At 40.5% G+C, this 21,014-nt stretch carries 16 protein-coding genes; 9 read left to right on the forward strand and 7 right to left on the reverse strand.

What is annotated here, in order from left to right:
• Positions 1-29: 29 nt before the first annotated feature.
• Positions 30-2,786, reverse strand: coding sequence for a YobI family P-loop NTPase (locus tag JFC08_RS06850; RefSeq protein ID WP_198330196.1), 2,757 nt, complete (start codon positions 2,784-2,786; stop codon positions 30-32).
• Between the two features lie 44 nt (positions 2,787-2,830).
• On the reverse strand, positions 2,831-3,634 hold the full coding sequence (locus tag JFC08_RS06855; RefSeq protein ID WP_198330197.1) for a crotonase/enoyl-CoA hydratase family protein: 804 nt from the start codon (positions 3,632-3,634) through the stop codon (positions 2,831-2,833).
• Between the two features lie 202 nt (positions 3,635-3,836).
• Here JFC08_RS06855 and JFC08_RS06860 point away from each other — a divergent pair, with 202 nt between their 5' ends.
• Both JFC08_RS06860 and rlmF read left to right on the forward strand, forming a co-directional pair.
• Positions 3,837-4,496: a LysE family translocator gene (locus tag JFC08_RS06860; RefSeq protein WP_198330198.1), complete on the forward strand. Its 660-nt coding sequence runs from the start codon at positions 3,837-3,839 to the stop codon at positions 4,494-4,496.
• Between the two features lie 65 nt (positions 4,497-4,561).
• A complete protein-coding gene (gene rlmF / locus JFC08_RS06865; protein ID WP_198330199.1) occupies positions 4,562-5,599 on the forward strand; it encodes a 23S rRNA (adenine(1618)-N(6))-methyltransferase RlmF in 1,038 nt (345 codons plus the stop codon).
• Positions 5,600-5,722: 123 nt separating this feature from the next.
• On the opposite strand, the gene JFC08_RS06870 is transcribed toward rlmF, so the two are convergent.
• The 5 genes from JFC08_RS06870 to dnaA form a co-directional block, all read right to left on the reverse strand.
• Complete coding sequence (locus tag JFC08_RS06870) at positions 5,723-6,304, reverse strand: manganese efflux pump MntP (protein WP_198330200.1); 582 nt, start codon at positions 6,302-6,304, stop codon at positions 5,723-5,725.
• 153 nt (positions 6,305-6,457) lie between these two features.
• Positions 6,458-9,073, reverse strand: a complete 2,616-nt coding sequence (gene gyrB, locus JFC08_RS06875; RefSeq protein WP_198330201.1) for a DNA topoisomerase (ATP-hydrolyzing) subunit B — start codon at positions 9,071-9,073, stop codon at positions 6,458-6,460.
• A 502-nt stretch (positions 9,074-9,575) separates the two neighbouring features.
• Positions 9,576-10,781, reverse strand: a complete 1,206-nt coding sequence (gene recF / locus JFC08_RS06880; RefSeq protein ID WP_198330202.1) for a DNA replication/repair protein RecF — start codon at positions 10,779-10,781, stop codon at positions 9,576-9,578.
• Positions 10,782-10,962: 181 nt separating this feature from the next.
• The gene (gene dnaN / locus JFC08_RS06885; RefSeq protein ID WP_198330203.1) at positions 10,963-12,138 is read right to left on the reverse strand and encodes a DNA polymerase III subunit beta; all 1,176 of its coding nucleotides are present in this window, start codon (positions 12,136-12,138) and stop codon (positions 10,963-10,965) included.
• A gap of 161 nt (positions 12,139-12,299) precedes the next feature.
• Positions 12,300-13,745 (reverse strand): chromosomal replication initiator protein DnaA, encoded by a 1,446-nt coding sequence (gene dnaA / locus JFC08_RS06890; protein WP_045442885.1) that lies wholly within the window; start codon positions 13,743-13,745, stop codon positions 12,300-12,302.
• Between the two features lie 623 nt (positions 13,746-14,368).
• On the opposite strand from dnaA, the gene rpmH reads away from it, so the two are divergent.
• The 7 genes from rpmH (at position 14,369) to ribD (ending at position 20,706) form a co-directional block, all read left to right on the forward strand.
• On the forward strand, positions 14,369-14,503 hold the full coding sequence (gene rpmH / locus JFC08_RS06895) for a 50S ribosomal protein L34 (RefSeq protein ID WP_007394757.1): 135 nt from the start codon (positions 14,369-14,371) through the stop codon (positions 14,501-14,503).
• 200 nt (positions 14,504-14,703) lie between these two features.
• A complete protein-coding gene (rnpA, locus tag JFC08_RS06900) occupies positions 14,704-15,075 on the forward strand; it encodes a ribonuclease P protein component (RefSeq protein ID WP_045442882.1) in 372 nt (123 codons plus the stop codon).
• Between the two features lies 1 nt (position 15,076).
• Positions 15,077-15,454 carry a membrane protein insertion efficiency factor YidD gene (gene yidD / locus JFC08_RS06905; protein WP_198330204.1) on the forward strand — a complete coding sequence of 126 codons (378 nt, stop codon included), beginning with the start codon at positions 15,077-15,079 and terminating at the stop codon, positions 15,452-15,454.
• Between the two features lie 211 nt (positions 15,455-15,665).
• The gene (gene yidC / locus JFC08_RS06910; RefSeq protein ID WP_198330205.1) at positions 15,666-17,363 is read left to right on the forward strand and encodes a membrane protein insertase YidC; all 1,698 of its coding nucleotides are present in this window, start codon (positions 15,666-15,668) and stop codon (positions 17,361-17,363) included.
• 192 nt (positions 17,364-17,555) lie between these two features.
• On the forward strand, positions 17,556-19,001 hold the full coding sequence (gene mnmE, locus JFC08_RS06915) for a tRNA uridine-5-carboxymethylaminomethyl(34) synthesis GTPase MnmE (protein WP_198330249.1): 1,446 nt from the start codon (positions 17,556-17,558) through the stop codon (positions 18,999-19,001).
• Between the two features lie 135 nt (positions 19,002-19,136).
• Complete coding sequence (gene nrdR / locus JFC08_RS06920; RefSeq protein WP_045442876.1) at positions 19,137-19,613, forward strand: transcriptional regulator NrdR; 477 nt, start codon at positions 19,137-19,139, stop codon at positions 19,611-19,613.
• A 37-nt stretch (positions 19,614-19,650) separates the two neighbouring features.
• Entirely contained in the window at positions 19,651-20,706 is a 1,056-nt protein-coding gene (gene ribD / locus JFC08_RS06925; protein ID WP_198330206.1) for a bifunctional diaminohydroxyphosphoribosylaminopyrimidine deaminase/5-amino-6-(5-phosphoribosylamino)uracil reductase RibD, read from the forward strand.
• Positions 20,707-21,014 lie beyond the last annotated feature (308 nt).

Raw genomic sequence — 21,014 nt, forward strand, 5'->3', positions numbered from 1 at the left:
GCTGCGTAATCAAAATCTCCCAAGTTTAGTTATACGGATTTGACAGCAGGGGTCAAAGTGAGGTCAATAAATTTCTCTATTATTAAATCTCGACTATTAAACACATTTAAAACTTTAATATAGACATCTTCATCTTCAGAATATGAAGTGTTTTCATCTGCATCTAGTAAAATAACTCTTATATATTCTAATAGGTTTTCAGACCAAATATTTTTAGCTAGATAGTCAATGCCAGAGTTAGCCATAAGAGTTATTGGCTTAACCTCTAAATCAGTAATAGCTGTATCAGTGTCTTCTAAATTATTTACTAGAACTTGTTTTATCATATACTTATTAATAGCTAAGTATCTGCTCTCACCTAGCCAATTAAGCTCTCTGACCTGAACTTCTGAAAAAGCAGCATGTTCGAGTACTGGCTTAAGAGCATCTGTAAACTCTTGAAATTTATCAAAATCACTATCAAAACAATCCAAAACAAAACTAACATAATCTCTTAGAATATTTAGCTCACCTTTGATATTTTCAGTTAAATACGGTAGTTCTTCATATGACTTTAAAGGTAGGTACTTAATAAACCTTTTCAGATTAAATCTGGCTTCTTCCGTATTGTTGTAGATATTTATTTCATCGATAATATCCTCTCTAATACCTACTATCCTTGGTATCAATAAAGAGAGATTTTTATCTCTTTTGAGATAAAGCTTAAGGAAATCTCTAGATAAATTTGATGCATCACAAATAACTTCTATATACTTTTCAAGATATATGGTTTTACTAGAGTTATTTAGCAGAAAGTCTAACATAGTGAAGTTTAGAGCACTGTGAGTTGATAACTTATCCAGTCCCAAATAATTTTCAACTAACTCACCACATTTTTTCAATTCAAGCTCAAAATCTGGTTCATCAAAAGTACTAACTAAAAGAGCATAGTTTTTATCATTCAAACTAATAGATTCTTCAAAGAAATAAGAGATATAACTTTGATATGTTTCGTCTATATATCCATTAGTGATAAAGAACTTCAATAAAGGCTTGTCAATAATAATATCAGACTGATTCAGCAATTCTCTTAACATCATTCTTTTTGTATCTTGGATCTCATATCTCGTATTAGACTCTTCATTTAATAACTTTTCTAACTCACCATTTTTCTTACCTTCTATATTAGAGAGCCTATCTAGATAAGGTGTATCGGGGTTAACTTCATCTTCAATATCACTAAAATTGAAACTTACTGTAAAACTTGTATTAGTTACTTCCAAAATAATCGTTTGATGTTGTGCCATTTCCTTAAGCACTTCAGTACTAACAATATTGCTTATACTATATCCTTTAGAATCAACGACAACATTTATTTTTGACTGCCGGCCGTAAGTCCCTTGTTGCATTACACTGTCCAACTTCCTTAAAACCATATAAGAGTAAACACTATTAAGCTCTTTAATTGAGTTTAACCCCTCATCTAAAATTTTATTTTTTTTAAGCTCTAAGTTAGAGATAAATTGGTATTTTTCTGTTGCCAAAATTTCAACTATTTTCAGCTTCTCTTTATGGAAAATCTCATATATTTCACCTGAGTTCGAGTTTAGTTTGGCAAACTCGTTTGGGTGATAGTTTTTATAAACAACCATTGCAAAGAGTTTATTCTTATCTATATCCAAAACTTTAAGTTGATCAAAGTAAACCTCATACTCATTTAAAATATTCTTTAAAAGCCTCATATCGCTAAAGTATAAACAAGTATTCAATAAAAATTTATTATCAAGCTCGTTTGCTATACTGCTATGTTCTTTTATGACTATGTCATATGCAGTCGTTGGATTAACTATAGGTATAACAGGAATGATGTAATCAAAGAACTTACTTCTTTCATTGTCCTCAAAAATATCATCACGAATTGCGTATATAAACACAACTCGATGCGGGCAAGACTTATTAATAATTGAGTTTAACTCTCTAAGTCTAATAAAAATTTCAGTATCATTGAACCTATCTAAATCTTCGATGATGACAACATTCTTTCCAGTAGTTTCAAAAAAATATAATATCTCATCTAAATGATCATTAAGAATAGATTTTTCTTGTTCGTTCTTGATATTAAATTCAGCGTTGTGGAGGTTGAACTTTATCTCTTTGAGACCAAAGCCATAGCTAAATATTTTATCTATCAGAAATAATGTACAAGCGATTAAAATAACTAAATTAAAATAATGATACCAGTTTGCGAACTCTATCAAATCTGTAATAAAACCTATAAGATCAAAAGCATAGAGATAACTCCATAATCCCAGAATAATTACACCTAATACTTCCCTATAATTCTCTTTAGAATTTTGTGTAATACGTTTAAATCTTGATAAAGGAATATCGCTTTGAGGTACAGCATAAAAAAACTGCTGTAATATACTTCTTTCAATTAGCTGAATTTTATCTGGCGTAAGACCTCTCACCTCTTTATCTATACTCTCTTCATCAGCTTGATTGCCTTCGCTAACCTTCTCAACTTTAAATGTAGAAAGTGATACCTCCAAAAAATCCCACTCATTTTTATTCTCGTAAGTTCTTTTGAAAGTGTTTAAAATACTACTCTTACCTGAGCCATATATCCCCGTAAGAGCTATATTTAACACAAGCTCATGCCTTAATGCTGCAACTAATCTTTTCTCATAATTTTTGTAGCTTGCACTACTCTCAAGGTTATCTGAAGGAGAAAGTACCGTTATTTTAAAATTGCTACTATTACTTTGTTCAGTTTCTAGTCTTTGTGCTGATGAGCTTTGATTCATACTATCTCTTCTAATCTAAATTGTTATTTCTTAGCTTATAGTGCTTAACGTCCCACAAACTCAGCTTCCCGTCTCTCAACCATCGCCATCGCACCCTCTTTTGCATCTTCTGAATGAAATAAATGAGGTAGATAGCCATGAATGTTGGCTAGTGCTACTTTTGCACCATTACGGCTGGCATCTTGCGCTGAGGATAGTAATCCTTGCACACCAAGCGGTGCAGCTTTGCAAACCTCTTTCGCGATAGTTAGCGCGCGCTCATACTCAGTACCATTTGCCACCACTTCACTGACCAGATTTAGTTTATCAGCCGTTTGCGCATCGAATGCTTTACCAGTGAGTAGATACGGCATTGCTTTTTGCCAGCCAGCTGCCGCAACGAAGCGAACCGTTGCCCCACCAAACGGCATGATACCGCGCTGGACTTCCATTTGGGCAAAGTTGCAGTTGCTACTGGCGATGACCACATCACTATTTAACATCAGCTCAATCCCAGCGGTAAAGCAAGTTCCTTGTATCGCAACGACGACAGGTTTGCTGCGTAATTTACCACCAATGCCCCATGGGTCGATTTCATCGGCTGTAAACTCAAACGCGCCTTTGTTCCATTTATCCTGTAGCTCCATCAAATCAAGCCCTGCGGTAAAGTGCTCCCCATGGGCGAATATTAACGCACAGCGAAGATTGGCATCATTTTCATATTGAGTGAGTGCCTCAGACAGTTGCTTAATCATATGGCTATCAAAGGCATTGCGTTTATCGGCGCGATTTAATCCAATCAAGCAGATATAATCTTGGATGTCATAAGTGATGCGAGTGTCTGTACTAGTAGTACTTTCCGTAGTCATATTTTTATCCCTATTAGAGCGATCGTTTTATGGTTTGTCACATGGCGAATTAATACCGCTAAAAATTATGTAACTTACTTTTAATATAGACATACGTTCGGTGTAACGCAAGCATCATATCAGCGGTGGTATCAATATCAGTTGACCTCATTTACGATAAGTGCAACTATTATCCAACTCAAGACATGACTCAGGGCACGTTATGGAATTTTGGCACGGTTTTTTACTTATCACCAGCGTCCATCTACTCGCTGCCGCCTCCCCAGGTCCTGATTTTGTCTTGGTATCGCAGCAAACCTTGGCAAAAGGTAGACGCACGGGTTTGATTTGTAGTCTTGGTATTACCTTAGGTCTTGCCGTACACATTATATATTCGGTGCTAGGACTGGCAACGCTCATCGCCCATTCGCAGCCATTACTGACCGCTATTAAATGGTTGGGCGGCAGTTATCTTATTTATTTAGGTTGGCAAGGTATTCAAGCCAAAGCTAAAAAACCAGCAGATTTAGACGCCATAGATTCAGATGCTGATATTTCAATTAAAAAAACACCCATAGATACAGACTCAACCGCTTCCATCCTACGTCGTGGCTTTTTTTGCAATGTGTTTAATCCCAAAGCGCCCGTCTATTTCGTCGCGATATTTACACTCGTACTCTCACCCGATATACCACTGTGGCAATTGGCTATTTATGGTGTCTGGATGATGGTCTTGCAGATGGCATGGTTTAGTACCGTGGTGATGTTGCTGTCTATTCCTGCCATTCATCGTCGCTTTCAGCGTTTTGAACATTGGATCGACCGCGTATTGGGTACAGCGATGATAATATTGGGATTAAATCTGATTTTACGTAGTCGATAAGACGCTAGTGACTCGTGAAATCTGCTAAAATGGTGCATTATATTCAAACATCAAAGCCCGATACTATGACCAGTAAGCCTATGAACCGTCGCCCGACCGCCAATAATCACCGAAACAGATCGCCTGAAACTGCCAAAAAATTAGGACAGCTACATCCGCGCAATCCGCACCAAGGTCGCTATGACTTTGAAGTATTGACTCGCGCTTTGCCTGAGCTTGCTAAACACACCATTACCAATCCTAAAGGTGAGTCGACGATTAACTTCTCCGACAGTGCCGCCGTGCGTGTCCTTAATCAGGCGCTACTGGCTCATTATTATGGTGTGAAATTTTGGGATATTCCGGAAGGTTATCTCTGCCCACCGATTCCGGGACGTGCCGATTATATTCACTATATTGCCGATTTACTCGCACAAACCACGCATGTGAATAAAGAGAATACCCCGCCGACTGGCAAAGAAATCCATGCCCTTGATATTGGCACCGGTGCCAGCGCGATTTATCCGATTATTGGCAGCCAAAGCTATGGCTGGCGCTTTACGGCTTCAGATATTGATCCTATTTCGGTCAATACCGCCGCGCTGATTTGTGAGACCAATCCCAAACTAAAAAGTGCAGTTAAAGTAAAACTACAACCTGAGCCTAAGCGTATTTTTAAAAATATCATCGGTCGCCAAGATTACTTTGATGTGGTGGTTTGCAACCCACCATTCCATGCCTCATTAGAAGAAGCGATGGAAGCCAATAGCCGTAAGCAGCATAATTTGCAACGACATCGCGGTAAGAATGAGAATGCACAAATTAGCCGCAGCTCAACCAAGTCTGGCAATGCCGCGCAAAACCTAAACTTTGGTGGTCAGCATAAAGAGCTATGGTCTGAGGGCGGTGAGATTGCCTTCTTAACCAAAATGGCAAAAGAGAGTCAAGATTTCGCTGAGCATGTTGGCTGGTTCACAAGTTTAGTCTCAAAGTCAGAAAATGTGAAACCAATGCAACTACTGCTAAAACAACTTGGTGTTGCTCAAATGCGTATCATTGAGATGAGCCAAGGTCAAAAAAGTACGCGTATACTCGCATGGCGTTTTGATACTGACGAAGAATAGAGAGTAGTTAATATAAAATAGTTATAGTTTCACGTGAAACAAAGTATTTATTAAAAAAGCACCCCTGTGATCATCAAAGGGGTGCTTTTTATTGTAGAGAACCAATTCAAATAATGATGATTATTAACGGATAAACATCACCTTTATACCAATGGCTATCAATACGAATCCACCAAGTATTTCAGCTTTATCCTCGAGCCACGTTCCTGAAGACTTACCTAAATAGATACCGAAAAAGCCAAATCCAGCGGTGACAATAGCGATAATGAAGCACGCTAGCCATGCATTAAGTGCCAGTAAGTTTAAAGTAAAGCCTGCTGCCATCGCATCAATACTGGTAGCGATAGCCAATGTAAACATCATACGATGATTGATTTTTTCTTGTATATTTTCATCGAAACTGCCTGCTAATACCGTTTCAACCTCACCATTAAACGCTTCATATATCATCTTAGCGCCAAGCACAATAAGAATCCCACCACCAATCCACGGTGCAGCAGTCGCCAACCAGCCTAATAATACTGCACCCAATAGATAACCTATCAGCGGCATCACACCTTGCGCAATACCAAAGTATAGTGCTGCATAAACGGCTAAACGCAGCACATAAGCAGATGATTTCTTTTGCGACTTAGCCCCTAACCCAATTGATACCGCAAATGCATCCATCGCCAAGGCTATCGCAAGTAAAAAAACTTCAATCATTTCTATATCCATTATCTAAAGCAATTCGTAAACTAAGTTTCACGTGAAACAATTCTAACATTAAAAAACCACCGCCTTGATTGCCAAAGCGGTGGTTTTTTAATTAATTAACAATGATTTCGCAACTCTTTATGTCCAACTTAGAGCCCCAACCTAGATGTCTAAATTAGACACCGTCAATGCATTCTCTTCAATGAAAATACGACGCGGTTCAACATGATCACCCATCAAGCAAGTAAACATATGATCCGCCGCAATCGCATCTTCAATCGTCACGCGTAGCATACGACGGTTTTCAGGATCCATCGTGGTATCCCAGAGCTGATCTGCGTTCATTTCACCCAGCCCTTTATAGCGCTGAATTGCTAGACCACGACGCGCATCAAGCATCATCTGCTGCCAGAGATAATCAAAATCGCGTACAGGAATGTCTTTAGTGGTTCCCGCACTTGCTTCACGACGGATAAAAGCATCCTCTGCAAGCAAGGTATTCCATTCAGCAGACAAACGCTGCAACTTGCTGTACTCGCCCGAATTGATAAAGCTAGCATCTAGCAGATAATGATGGGCTAACTGGTGCACATACACCGTAATACGCGGTAGCCACTGTGCTTTTGCTACTGGAGCTTCAGCGTCAACATTTTCCCCGCCTTCAACTTCAATGACAGGCTTCATACCCAATAAATCAGCAGCAGCAGCATCCATATTTTTAGGCTGCGGCGCATGGATATTGACCAGTTCAAGCTCCGGACTCAAGTCACTACCGAAGTGCTCAAGCTGAGCTTGCATCGCCTCTTTCCAAGCTTGCATCGCAGGCAAATCATAAGTCATATCGGTGCTAAGCTTCGGTGTATGCGTTAACGCATCCAAAAGTACCGCTGGAAAACGAATCTGCAAACGGGCTTTGATCAGCTGCGTTTGGTTATAATCATTTAGTAGCGTTTCTAGCGCTTGACCAGTAATAGCAGGAGCATCCGCACTGATATGCAGCTTAGTATTATCAATCGTTGAAGACAATAAGTACGCTTTGAGTGCTTCGTCGTCTTTTAGGTACAGCTCTTGACGACCTTTTTTCACTTTATAAAGCGGTGGTTGGGCGATATAAATATAACCACGTTCGATCAACTCAGGCGTTTGACGGAAGAAGAAAGTCAGCAACAGGGTACGAATATGTGATCCATCAACGTCCGCATCGGTCATGATGATGATTTTATGATAACGTACTTTATCTGGATTATATTCGTCTGGACCAATGCCGCAACCAAGCGCAGTAATCAAGTTACCAACCTCAGCAGAAGACAGCATTTTGTCAAAGCGTGCGCGCTCTACATTTAGGATTTTACCTTTCAATGGCAAAATCGCTTGGGTTTTGCGGCTACGACCTTGTTTTGCTGAACCACCTGCAGAGTCACCCTCCACAATGTAAAGTTCTGACAATGCCGGATCTTTTTCTTGGCAATCTGCCAACTTACCAGGCAGACCAGCGATATCTAACGTGGTTTTACGACGCGTCATCTCACGGGCTTTACGAGCGGCATCACGAGCACGAGCGGCATCAATTATTTTGCCAGCAATAGCCTTACCAGCGCTTGGATTCTCTTGCAGATAATCATTAAACTTATCATGCATTGCTGATTCGACAGCAGATTTCACTTCACTTGATACCAGTTTATCTTTGGTTTGACTCGAAAACTTAGGATCTGGAACTTTAACGGATACGATAGCGGTTAGACCTTCACGCGCATCATCACCAGTAGCAACGACTTTCTCTTTTTTAAAGAGATTCTCGCGATCCATATAGGTATTCAAACAACGCGTCAACGCTGAACGAAAGCCAGATAGATGCGTACCACCATCCCTTTGGGGAATATTGTTGGTGAAACAAAACACTTTTTCGTTATAAGTATCTGTCCACTGTAATGCCACTTCGACGCTGATACCGTCATCTTGCTCACTCACAAAATGAAAGACTTCATTGATGCCATCTTTACCAGCATTGATATAGCTGACAAATTCTGACAAGCCGCCTTTGTGTTCAAACTCATGACGCTTATCAATACGCTCATCCGTTAAAACAATGCGTACGCCCGAGTTCAAAAATGATAGCTCACGCAAACGCTTCGCTAAAATATCGTACTCAAAGATGGTGCCAGTAAACACATCACTACTGGGATAAAAGCGAATTTGCGTACCGGTTTTGTCGGTTGGCTCCATTTGCTGAATGTCTGCATCAGGCACCCCATCAGTATAGGTTTGATGATAGTGATAGCCTTCACGCCAGATATTCATTTCAAGCTTTTTCGATAGGGCGTTAACGACCGAGACACCAACACCATGTAAGCCGCCTGATACTTTATAGCTGTTATCATCGAACTTACCGCCTGCATGCAAGACAGTCATAATGACCTGCGCCGCAGATACACCCTCTTCTGGATGGATATCGACAGGCACGCCGCGACCATTATCCATGACGCTCACAGATTCGTCTTCGTGGATAATGATATCGATTTGATCACAATGACCCGCGAGTGCCTCATCGATAGAGTTATCCACCACCTCAAAGACCATATGATGTAAGCCTGTACCATCATCCGTATCACCGATGTACATACCAGGGCGTACGCGTACCGCTTCTAACCCGCGCAATACACGAATATCTTTGGAGCTATAATCAGAAGGTAAACTTTCAGGAACCACCGCTGGTGCCGTAGTTTCAGCAATGCTGTCTGACGTCAGTTGCTCGTGGTCGGTAGGTAATGAATCACTCATGTGCATTCCTTAATCTAGCCATAATCAGCCGTTTGTTATTAGCGCACCACTACGATGACGCCTCATAACGTTATTTTAGACTTAATTTTTATAGTCAAAACCTTTGATAAGCATTACCAGCTAAAACACGATTAGCTGAAAATTCTTGAGTGTTGATAGCGACTTAAAAAGAGTTTCAAGTCCGCGCTTTTTTTCTCTAACATCGGCTTCTTTTTTTAAACATTATAAAAACCAAGAGAGCAAATAAAACACCTATTTATCAAATACTTAGAAATTCATAGACATTGAAAAACGCCTATATAACGTCATCAAACAACTTGCTGAGAACAGGACAAAAATAAAGCCCTATTTTAGCATTTTTTTGCCTCTAAGTCACTGTTTACTGAGCGTTTTATGCCTATAAAACCAGCTCGCAAAGATAGCCTATATCATTACGAAACGACAGGTAGATAAGTATCGATATGAAAGACCATGGAGAAAGGAGATAACATAAAGGAGATAATTAAGGACTAAAGATTTGACCTTGTTTCACATGAAACGTACTGGATTTTGACCAATATTGATGCACCAAAGGCAAAATATCATCGGTTAAGCTGGTTATAAATACCTGACATGGCAGCTGCGCTAACGTCGACAATAGAATATCTATCGCCCTATCATCAAGCTCTGCAGTGATATCATCTAGCAATACCACTGGTGTCACCTGAGCATGAGCACTAACATTTGATAGATCATTAGTCTTTTGAGTATTTAGCAGTAGTGGCAGTTGCGATAAACGCAGTGCTGTGATTAATAGCTTTTTTTCACCACGCGACAATACATTGGCTGCCTGCTGTTTTATAACAGGTACTTTGAGGTTAGTGTCCGCTTCATGCATTGTATCTGAGAAATTGTTATTCGACGCTGTCGAGTCATTAGAACGCCAATGCACATGAACATCAGCACGGTGATTACCGATACGAGTATATCCCAGTTGCAAATCCTGTTCTAAGCGCTCGTTAAGCTGTATATCCAGCGCAACATTAGTATCATAACCAGCATTATAGCTGAGGCTCAATTGCTCCGCATAAGTGGGTAATAACTGCGCGATACTTTCAGCAAAATAAGGCTGCCATTCTGCAAATATCCGTTCACGATAATGATGAATCAGTGCCGCATGATTACTAAGTCCTTTGTCCCACGATTTTAGTTCAGCGAGCTGCACTTGGGTCAAATGACGCGTTTTTTTTAGTAAACTATTGCGCTGTTTTAATAGACGCTGATAGGCGAGCCATTGCGGATGAAAGCCTTGTTTCATGTGAAACACTAGCCAATCTAGCAGCTGGCGACGACTAGCACTACCCTGCTCTAACATATCCATCGTCGATGGATCTATCAGTAGCGTTGGCAGTTGCTCAGTTAAGATGCTTTGGTTATAGACAGTGGTTTGATTCAGACGTAGAATTGTGGTCGCGTCAGCTTGTTTCTGGATAGCTAAGGTACTACTATTATTGAGTCTAACGTATACAGTCGCTGTATTTTGATGGTGCTGAATATAGCGTTTTGGCTGGTGATGACGAAAGCTTTTTCCTCTTGATAGCAGAAATATGGCTTCAAGTAATGAGGTTTTACCGCTGCCATTGGCACCGATAATGACGTTGCAAGCTGTTGCATGTAGATTGACGTGCGTCAGGTTGCGTAGGTTGGATATTTGTAGACGTTCAATCATAATGCCGACAGCCACCTATTGACGCTACCTATAATAATAGGCAAAAGTTTAATAATAATTAAATTTAAAATACTGGATTTTAATCAAAGACTCTCAGCTTACCTTAATTTTTTAGTGCAAACTGAGTGTCTTTAGTCCCTGCTATTAAGCCTATTGAAAACATATAGAAATTATACAGAAACTATATACGCATTGGCATAATGACATACTGATGGAACTCATCATTCAGCTGATTGACTAGCACCGACGCGTTTGATTGACTCATGTGCATTTGCAAATCACCTTGAATCACACCAAGCACATCTTGTAAATAAGCCGCATTAAAAGACAGCTCCATCGGCTCACCTTGATACTTCGCCTGTATCATCTCCACCGCTTCATCTTGCTCTGCATTATTAGCACGCACTTCTACCATGCCATCGCTGGCAAAATTAAACACCACACCGCGAGATTTTTCATTACTCAAAATCGCGACACGGCGCAGTACGTCCGTCATTTTTGCTTGATTGAATAAAGCCAATTTATCCGTATTACTTGGCATCACTCGGCGATAATCAGGGAATTTTCCATCAATCAGACGCGCAGTGAAAGTAACCATCAGGTTCTGATTGACCTGCCCGGCACTATCAACGTCACCAAAGGGTAAGCTCACTTGCAAAAACTCACGACCGAAGCTCAAGGTGACCTGATTGTCTTGCTCACCAAGCATTTTTCCTAGCTCAGAGGCCAAGCGCTCAAGCTCAATGACAGCTTTACGGGGCAAAATAGCCTGCATATTTAAATCAGCACTGACATCGATAACGCTGCGCGCCAAAGCCAATCTATGCCCATCGGTTGCAACCGTCGTCAGCTGCTGTTGCGACACATCAAACAACATGCCAGTCAAATAATAGCGTACATCTTGAATCGCCATTGCAAACTGCGTTTTATGAATCAAATCGATAAGACGATTGCGACTGATGGTCAATGGCGTAATATTTTCGGGATTACCCAAACTCGGATAATCTTCGCTAGGTAATGTCCCTAAGGTGAAGCGACTCTTGCCACTGGTTAATAAGCAGCGTTCATTTTCTTGAGTAGCCAAATTAATTTGAGCTTGTGCAGGCAATGATTTACAGATGTCTTTTAATTTTGTTGCAGGTAAAGTTGTGGTACCAGCTTCAATACAAGCACCAGCAGGCAATTTCAACGTCGATGTCAGCTCTACTTCTAAATCAGAAGCCGTCAAAATAAGCATTGATTCGGATAGCTGTAGCTTGATATTGCCCAAAATAACCATATTGTGCCGTTTATCAGCAGCCTTGGCGATCAAATTAATGGCTTTTAGTAACGACTCTCGATTAATCGATAATTGCATGCTTGGTTACTCTTATTTAAATGATTTTTATTATAAAACTTAACAATAATGGCTTAATCATACCCTGTCTATTGACTATAATCCATTCGCTGTCTGTCTACTCGTATTTTTAATATTATAAACCATATCAATCCACTAAAACATAGTGATACCGTCACCTGCTAACCCGCTTGCAGCATCAATGCCAGTGTTTTGTAATCCTTATCAAAAGCAGGATCTGCTGCTCGTAGCTCATTAACTTTATCGCAAGCATGCATCACCGTTGTATGATCGCGACCACCGAATGATTGACCAATCTCAGGAAAACTATCACCAGTCAACTCACGCGATAATGCCATCGCTATTTGACGCGGTCTAGCAATACTGCGCGTGCGTTTACGACCCATCATCTCTTTGATGGTCACATCATAGTACTCAGCAACCACTTTGCGAATATTATCCATATTCACAGCTTGCACACGCATCGCGACGATGTCTTTTAGCGCATATTGCACCATTTCAAGAGTAATCTGTGCACCCGTCAAGTTAGCATTGGCAAAAACTTGATTTAGAGCACCTTCTAAACGCCTAACATTTGAAACCACGTTTTGAGCGATGAATAATGCGCATTCTTTAGGCAGTGTCATACCATATGAAGCTGCTTTTTTTTGCAAAATTTGCACACGAGTATCAATCTCAGGCGGATCAACTGCTACAGTTAGCCCCCAAGAAAATCGCGATCTAAAACGTTCATCAAATTCGGTCATTTGCGAAGGATGACGATCTGAAGCCAAAATAAGTTGTTTATCACCACTGGTAAAATCTGCAAACAGTGTCAAAAACTCATTACTACTTTTGGTTTTTCCTGCCAATACATGAATATCATCTACAATCAATAAATCAACTTTTTTAATTTTCTTTTTAAAATCTTCTATTTTATTATTTCTTAACGAATAAACCAATTGATTAATAAATTTTTCAGAAGTGAAATAATAAAAACTTTGATTATTTTTTAAATATCGATGTGCTACAGAATGCATTAAATGCGTTTTTCCCAAACCAGAAGGTCCGTATATAAATAAAGGATTGTGTCGATTTTTTGATTGGCGCTTACCAAGCTCATAACAGGCTTTATAAGCCAGATTGTTAGATTTGCCAGTGACAAAAGTTTCAAAAGTAAAGTCAGGGTTTAGATAACTTAACGACTTGGCATCAGCAGAATCAACCAATTCTGCGTGACGCATATTGGCATCAATATCTGCTTTTGCATTGTTATGATGAATAGTTTCAAACTGATGGTCTGCAGGGGTAGGGGAGGGTTTATCTTCATCAAACAAAGACCCTGATTGCAATTGACGATTGTCTTCGTTATCGCGGCCAGCGTTATCAACACGCACAACCACCTCTTCGATACTTCCCTGACTGTGCTTAGCAACCAGCTGCTGTATCTCTTGCAAGTGGTTTTTTTTGATGTAAGTCACAAAATAATCATTAGGAGCAAGTATAGTCAGCGTTTGCGCCTCTTGATGAGCTGACAATGGTCTCAACCACATAGTAAATACGTTGTCTTTGACGTTATATCGTAGGTCATTTAGACATTTATCCCAAATATTTGCTGTGTCTATCATGAAAAATACTAACCCTATAATTTGAAATAATATTTGTGTTTTAGCAGTGTGATCTGTTGCGTAGCCCTTAATATTTTCCGCAATTATTTCCGTTGGAAACCATATTGGGAGTTACGTTGATAAACTATACGAAGCCATATATTAAGTAGGGGCTAATCTAACACAAATACCCTGTGGATAAAACCTTGTTTTTTGGGGATAAGGCTGTGGATACTTTTGTGCATAACTTTAAAAGTTGAGTTATCCATATTTAGCCCACAGGTTATCCACAGGTTTACCCATAGTACAATATGTTGATAATAAAAAGGAAAACTTACTTAGCCACAGATAATCGAGCTCCCAATAACAACAATACTTATATATATTAATAGTTAATTATTATAGATTTCGAAAAAAACTGTGGATAACTTTTGGGAATCCATCACTGAATTAATTAACTGAGTCGTTATTTTTTAGTTATGAATATGAAATTTACACACGATGAATCATTTAAAATGATATTTCCTCTGTCAAAATATCTGTCTGCATCGACATAGATTAAATTAGTTCATTGACCAAGATTCTATGCGGTGGTATAATCCTCCGTTATTACGAATTTAGTCCATTATTTTGATAGGTGAGTTATGAAACGTACATTCCAACCAAGCGTGATCAAGCGTAAACGTACTCACGGTTTCCGTGCTCGTATGGCAACTAAAAAAGGCCGTCAGGTCTTAGCTCGTCGCCGCGCTAAAGGACGTCATCGTCTTACTGTATAATCAGTAGATTGCGATAAGCATGGCTTATAGTGCTTGTTGTGTTTCTATTATTTATAGATTGCGATAGTCAATCACCACAACTGACACTTAGCCATATATTAAAAGCGCCCACATCGGCGCTTTTTTTGTCTCTGTACTTTGTTGTTATTTCTGCGCTATTATTTCCGCTACCGTTATTCGCTCTTATACTAGGTTGTGCTATGTCCAATACTGTTTCAGCGGCAGCTAATGCCCGCTTCACCAAAGAGCAGCGTTTGCTCACGCCTGCGGCCTTCCGTGAGGTTTTTGATGCACCTGAGCGTAAGCTTCATCAGAGCCATCTAATGGCATTTGTGCGTACCAATGATCATGATAAGCCACGAGTCGGCATGGCTATTACCAAGCGTAAAGTTCCTACGGCTGTCGCGCGAAATTTAATCAAGCGTCAAATACGTGAGCACTTTCGTGTAAAGGCTCATTCTTTAGAAAACAAAGATATTGTTTTTATTGTTAAAAAATCTATAAAAGATATAGATAACAAAGAATTAAAAAATCAAATAATCAATATTATTAAAAAAGTAGAAAAAAAATAAGATGGATTTTTTATTTATTAATTTAAATAATATTCTTTATAAAATTATTTATTATTTTATTGTTTTTTATCAAAAGTTAATAAGCCCACTATTACCTGCTCGTTGCCGCTATTACCCTACGTGCTCGAATTATGGTAAACAAGCTTTGGCATGGCATGGAGTCCGAGCAGGCAGTTGGTTATTATTAAAACGTATCAGCAGTTGTCATCCTTTGGGTGGACACGGCATTGATTTTGTGCCGCTACCGTTATCCTCTTATCATTATCAATATGTACCTTTTAACGCACTAGCTACTAGTGTCAAAGTTCAAGGTTTATATGTTTTTAGAGATAATAAAGGCTATGTGTCTCGCTTAAACCATATGATGAAACTAACATAGCATTCGTCATCGACTGCGAAGTTGTGGATATCTATTTAGTTACCCACAAGTTATCCACACTCTTGGTATCATTTAAGGCGGATTTTTAGTAAAATGATGCACATTTTATGTAAATGACTGGCAATACTGTTGTCACATATGATGATAATTGTACGGTCATGACACATGCCCTAATTTTTCATTCCCTAATTTTTTAATCTAGGAAAGGTTTATGCAAAAGATATTTCGGGTGATGATCATCATTGCGATGTTAATCACCGCTTATCTGCTGATTTTGGCATGGCGAGATGATTATGCCGATGCGCCAGCTGTAGATGCGGTGTCAGAAACCACTACTTCAGTAGGTGCTGATATCCCTTCGACAACTGGTGCAGCAGGTGATATTCCGGTACAGACGTTGCCTGTTGATAACAATACAGTCGCTAATGATGCTGTGACGGCAACGCCTGCTAAAGACACGGGATTAATCACGGTCACTACCGATCGTTATGATATAAAGATCAACCCAGAAGGCGGCGATATTGTTTATGCTGCTCTTAAGCAGTATGACGCAACGCTCGATAGCGATAAGCCTTTCGTATTGCTAGAGAATAATAGTAATCGCGTGTATGTGGCTCAGTCTGGTCTTATTGGTCCTAATGGTATTGATACTGCAGAAGGTCGTGCCAAATACAGCCATACTGCTAATAATTACGTCATGGAAGCAGGGCAACAGACGCTGTCAGTACCGCTGACTTATAAAAAAGATGGCGTGACCGTTACTAAGACCTTTACCTTTACTGAAAATAAATATCCGATTGATATTAGCTATCAAATACAAAATGCTTCTACACAACCGTGGCAAGGTCAGCTATTTGCCCAGTTGAAACGTGATGACAGTAAAGATCCAGGTATGTCTGATAAGGGTGCGCTTAGTATGGCTACTTACTTAGGCGGCGCTTGGGGTACTCCTGATGATCCATATAACAAGCTCAAATTTAAAGACTTTAATGATGGTGAGCTAGCTGTTAGTAGCGATAAAGGTTGGGTCGGTATTGTGCAGCATTACTTTGTATCAGCATGGGTACCTGAAAACTTTACCGCTACTTTCTTTAGCCGTGAAGCAGGCGATGATTACTTCATTGGTTTTAACAGTCAGCCTGTCAATGTCGCGCCGAATAAACAAGTGACATTAGATGCCACCTTATACGCTGGTCCTAAGGTACAATCTGAGCTAAAAGACGTGGCAGTAGGTCTTAATAAAACGGTCGATTATGGGTTGTTATGGCCAATATCGAAGATTTTATTTGCCATCTTGGACGGTATTCATAAAGTCATCGGTAACTGGGGTTGGTCAATCATTGTATTGACGATTTTAGTCAAAATTGCTCTGATGTGGTTCTCGAATAAGAGCTATTATTCGATGGCGAAGATGCGTGCGATTGCGCCAAGATTAGCCGCACTTAAAGAAGAGCATGGCGACGATCGAATGAAGATGTCGCAAGAAATGATGGCTATTTATAAAGAAGAAAAAGTCAATCCAATGGCAGGTTGTTTGCCTATTTTGATGCAAATGCCTATCTTCTTAGCGCTATATTGGGTGTTGGTTGAGAGTGTTGAGCTGCGTCATGCACCTTGGATTTTATGGATTCAGGATTTATCGGCGATGGATCCTTGGTTTATTTTACCATTGCTGATGGGTGCCTCGATGTTTGTACAGCAGCAGCTAAACCCGCAGCCAGCTGATCCGATGCAAGCGAAAGTGATGAAGTTCTTACCAATCATCTTTACTGCTTTCATGTTGTTTTTCCCAGCTGGTCTCGTACTATACTGGACAGTCAACAACTTGTTCAGTATGACTCAGCAATATATTGTCAATAAAAAAGTCGAAGAAGAGCAAAAGCGTCGTACTGTTAAAGTATTGGACTAAGTAGCTCATCAATTGATAAAAGACCATCGCTACGGCGGTGGTTTTTTTATGCGTGACATTTCTATCATCGCTCACTGATTTGAAATAAAATAAGCGCAAAGCATGGCTATTTAAAGTTTGCTTTGTCAGTCTGTGTCCAGCCGTCTATAATGGGGTTTTTAGCTATTGAGAGTAATTGTGGATTCCCTAGAGATGGCGTCAAACGTACCTAAAGCATCTGAACCACCTAAAGCATCTGGCTTGGCCACGATTGCTGCTATTGCCACACCGCTTGGAAGAGGTGGCGTTGGTGTTGTACGTCTGTCAGGTGCGCGTGCTTATGACATTGCCTGTACACTAACGGGTAAGTCTGCTTTTACGCCACGTATGGCCAGTTTTTGTCGTTTTTATCAGGCTGATGGTACAGTCATTGATGAAGGATTAGTGCTGTACTTTAAAGGCCCGCATTCGTTCACAGGGGAAGATGTGATTGAACTGCAAGGGCATGGCGGCATGATTCTACAAAATCAACTGCTAGCAAGGGTGTTTGAGCTGGGCGCAAAACAAGCAGGTGCTGGGGAATTCTCTTATCGTGCTTTTGATAATGATAAATTGGATTTGGTACAAGCAGAGGCTATCGCTGATGCCATCGATGCGACCAGTGCTGCCGCTGCGAGTAGTGCCATTCGCTCCCTAAGTGGTGAGTTTTCAAAGAAGATTAATCAGCTATTAGAGCAGCTTATTCATCTGCGTTTGCATGTTGAAGCGGCGATTGATTTCCCTGACGAAGAAGACGTGGATTTTTTATCAGACGGTGTCATACAAAGTAAACTTGAGCAAACGCAAGACAAGATACAGCAAGTATTGGCGACCGCCAAGCAAGGTCAGCTCTTACGTGATGGTATCCATGTGGTCTTAGCGGGTAGACCAAATGCGGGTAAATCAAGCTTGCTGAATCGTCTGGCAGGGCAAGAGCGCGCTATCGTTACCGATGTTGCAGGTACGACTCGTGATACGCTACAGGAGACCGTAGTACTCAATGGTTTGACGCTGCATTTGACCGATACTGCAGGTCTGCGCGAGACTGAAGACACGGTAGAGCGTATTGGGATTGAACGAGCACGTACCGCCATTACACAGGCTGATATGCTACTGATGGTCTACGATGTGACTCGTGATCTTGAAGAAGAAAGTACGCCGCTACAGCTTGCAGAACAATTATTTGGTGAGTTACCAGAGGCTAAACGCTTATTGATTATTGCTAATAAGAGTGATTTGTTAAGTGATTTACTAGATGATAGTAGCAGTCAAATACCCTCTGTCTCGCAAATCGCAATAAAAGAACGTGGTTATGAACAAGTTAATGTTTCATGTGAAACAGGTGCTGGTATCGATAATTTAGTCGAAGCCTTATGTGCTAAGGTCGGTTTTCATCCGCCAGAAAACAGCCTAATTGCTCGCACACGTCATATAGATGCACTTAGACGCACAGCCGACTCTTTAGCAGAGGCGCACGAGCAGTTAACGGTCTTTCAAGCAGGAGAGTTAGTCGCTGAAAGCTTACGCCAAGCTCAGAACAGTTTGGGTGAGATTACGGGAGCGTTTAGTGCGGATGACTTGTTGGGCAAAATCTTTGGTAGTTTCTGTATTGGAAAATAATCAGCCGATTTTTTTGAATTGCCTGATACAGCTCGTTAATTCTCAGAAATTTCGGTCTTATCATTCGGTCTTATCATTCGGTCTTATAAATAGTGACTGTGATTCTTGTGCTTAATATTGAAATAAGGAAACGCTATGCATTGCCCGTATTGTAACGCGTCAGAGACGAAAGTTATTGATTCGCGTCTGGCGGCAGAAGGTGCGCAAGTCCGTCGCCGCCGCTCATGTAATAGCTGCCAAGAGCGTTTCACTACTTTTGAGATGGTAGAAGTAGTCATGCCAAGAATCATCAAGTCAAGCGGTAAAATTGAGCCTTATGATAATGAAAAACTGCGCCGCTCTATTTTATTACCATTGCAAAAGCGCCCTATCACCATTGATGAACAAGAGGCGATGATCAGTCGTATTGAGAAGCGTGTTAGACAGATGGGTGAGCGTGAAATCAGTAGCAAGGTGTTGGGTGAGATCATCATGAGTGAGCTTAAAACGTTAGATGATGTTGCTTATGTGCGCTTTGCTAGTGTTTACCGCGACTTTCAAGATATTGATGCTTTCCATCAAGAGATTGCCAATATTCGCCCAAATGAAAAAGCTGACGATAACGTTAAATAGTTTTTACCCTCTACTTTTTTATTAAGTGTATCTCTTTATGACGCTCTCAAACCATACTCAGAATGCGCAAGACCGCTACTTTATGATGCTTGCGATCGAACAAGCCAAACAGGGTTTATATACCACCAGACCTAATCCAGCGGTAGGCTGTGTCATCGTGCAAGCAGAAGCGATCGTCGGTCAAGGGTTTCATCCGAAAGCTGGTCAGCCTCATGCAGAAGTATTTGCGCTAAAAGAAGCGGGTGCGAGGGCTTTAGGTGCAACTGCCTATGTGACTTTAGAGCCTTGTAGTCATACGGGGCGTACGCCACCTTGTGCTTTGGGTCTTATTAATGCTGGTGTGCAACGTGTGGTGATTGCAGGGCTTGATCCCAATCCACAAGTGGCAGGACGCGGTGTGAAACTGTTAGAGCAGGCTGGAATTCAAGTGACAGTCGGTATATTAACCGAGCAAGCAGAAGCTTTAAATCGTGGATTTTTAAAGGCAATGCGCACCCAGATGCCTTATGTACGACTGAAAATTGCCACCAGCCTTGACGGTCGTACCGCGATGGCATCTGGCGAGTCAAAATGGATTACCTCAGCGGCTGCCCGCGAAGATGTGCAGAAGCTACGTGCTCAAAGTGGCGCAATTATTACTGGTAGTGAGACGGTTATCTCTGATAATCCACAGCTTAATGTACGTTCCAACCAACTAGCTGTGCCACCTGAACAAGTTCCTACTCCTAAAGTTGTCGTACTCGATAGACGTCAGCGCTTAGAACACAGCTCACAGTCTGACTATCAGTTATGCCGTCGACCGGATACGATTTATTGGCGCGAAGATAACTTGACTGAATTACTAAAAAAATTAGTCAGTGATCATCGGTGTTATGACGTGTTGGTAGAGGCCGGTGCTAGTGTTGCTGGTAGTTTCTTAAGCCAACAATTGGTAGATGAGTTGATTGTCTATCAGGCGCCTTGTTTGTTAGGCGCGCAAGCCAGACCGATGGTTGATTTTAACCCATTGTCTCTAGCTCAGCAGTTGCGTTTTAATATTTATAGTCATGAAACATTAACTCCTGACCTTAAACTGACTTTATTACCGCTATAACTGGTTATTTATAAACAGCTTATCCACAGTCTGCGCTAAATTTTTGCTCAATGTGGATAAGCAGTCAGTGTCGTACAAGGTTCCACATGAAACTGTGCATAACTTTGTTTCACATGAAACAGAAAACTAGGCTTTTTATAAAAAAATTGATATTAATCCTTTGAAATCAGTAACTTGGGTTTTACTGCTAATCTTTATTGATGTTAGTCAACATCTTGCTTTCTGTGGATAACTTAACGGAAATGCGTGTTTTAATACGTTATGAGTTGATTTATGAGGACTTATCCACAATCTATCCCATCATAGAC

The organism is Psychrobacter cibarius (assembly GCF_016107535.1).
Lineage (GTDB): Bacteria > Pseudomonadota > Gammaproteobacteria > Pseudomonadales > Moraxellaceae > Psychrobacter > Psychrobacter cibarius.

Coding starts and splice junctions, on each gene's coding strand:
- JFC08_RS06850 (WP_198330196.1), bottom strand. CDS start 2,786: ATGAATCAAAGCTCATCAGCACAAAGACTAGAAACTGAACAAAGTAAT.
- JFC08_RS06855 (WP_198330197.1), bottom strand. CDS start 3,634: ATGACTACGGAAAGTACTACTAGTACAGACACTCGCATCACTTATGAC.
- JFC08_RS06860 (WP_198330198.1), top strand. CDS start 3,837: ATGGAATTTTGGCACGGTTTTTTACTTATCACCAGCGTCCATCTACTC.
- rlmF (WP_198330199.1), top strand. CDS start 4,562: ATGACCAGTAAGCCTATGAACCGTCGCCCGACCGCCAATAATCACCGA.
- JFC08_RS06870 (WP_198330200.1), bottom strand. CDS start 6,304: ATGATTGAAGTTTTTTTACTTGCGATAGCCTTGGCGATGGATGCATTT.
- gyrB (WP_198330201.1), bottom strand. CDS start 9,073: ATGAGTGATTCATTACCTACCGACCACGAGCAACTGACGTCAGACAGC.
- recF (WP_198330202.1), bottom strand. CDS start 10,781: ATGATTGAACGTCTACAAATATCCAACCTACGCAACCTGACGCACGTC.
- dnaN (WP_198330203.1), bottom strand. CDS start 12,138: ATGCAATTATCGATTAATCGAGAGTCGTTACTAAAAGCCATTAATTTG.
- dnaA (WP_045442885.1), bottom strand. CDS start 13,745: ATGATAGACACAGCAAATATTTGGGATAAATGTCTAAATGACCTACGA.
- rpmH (WP_007394757.1), top strand. CDS start 14,369: ATGAAACGTACATTCCAACCAAGCGTGATCAAGCGTAAACGTACTCAC.
- rnpA (WP_045442882.1), top strand. CDS start 14,704: ATGTCCAATACTGTTTCAGCGGCAGCTAATGCCCGCTTCACCAAAGAG.
- yidD (WP_198330204.1), top strand. CDS start 15,077: ATGGATTTTTTATTTATTAATTTAAATAATATTCTTTATAAAATTATT.
- yidC (WP_198330205.1), top strand. CDS start 15,666: ATGCAAAAGATATTTCGGGTGATGATCATCATTGCGATGTTAATCACC.
- mnmE (WP_198330249.1), top strand. CDS start 17,556: ATGGCGTCAAACGTACCTAAAGCATCTGAACCACCTAAAGCATCTGGC.
- nrdR (WP_045442876.1), top strand. CDS start 19,137: ATGCATTGCCCGTATTGTAACGCGTCAGAGACGAAAGTTATTGATTCG.
- ribD (WP_198330206.1), top strand. CDS start 19,651: ATGACGCTCTCAAACCATACTCAGAATGCGCAAGACCGCTACTTTATG.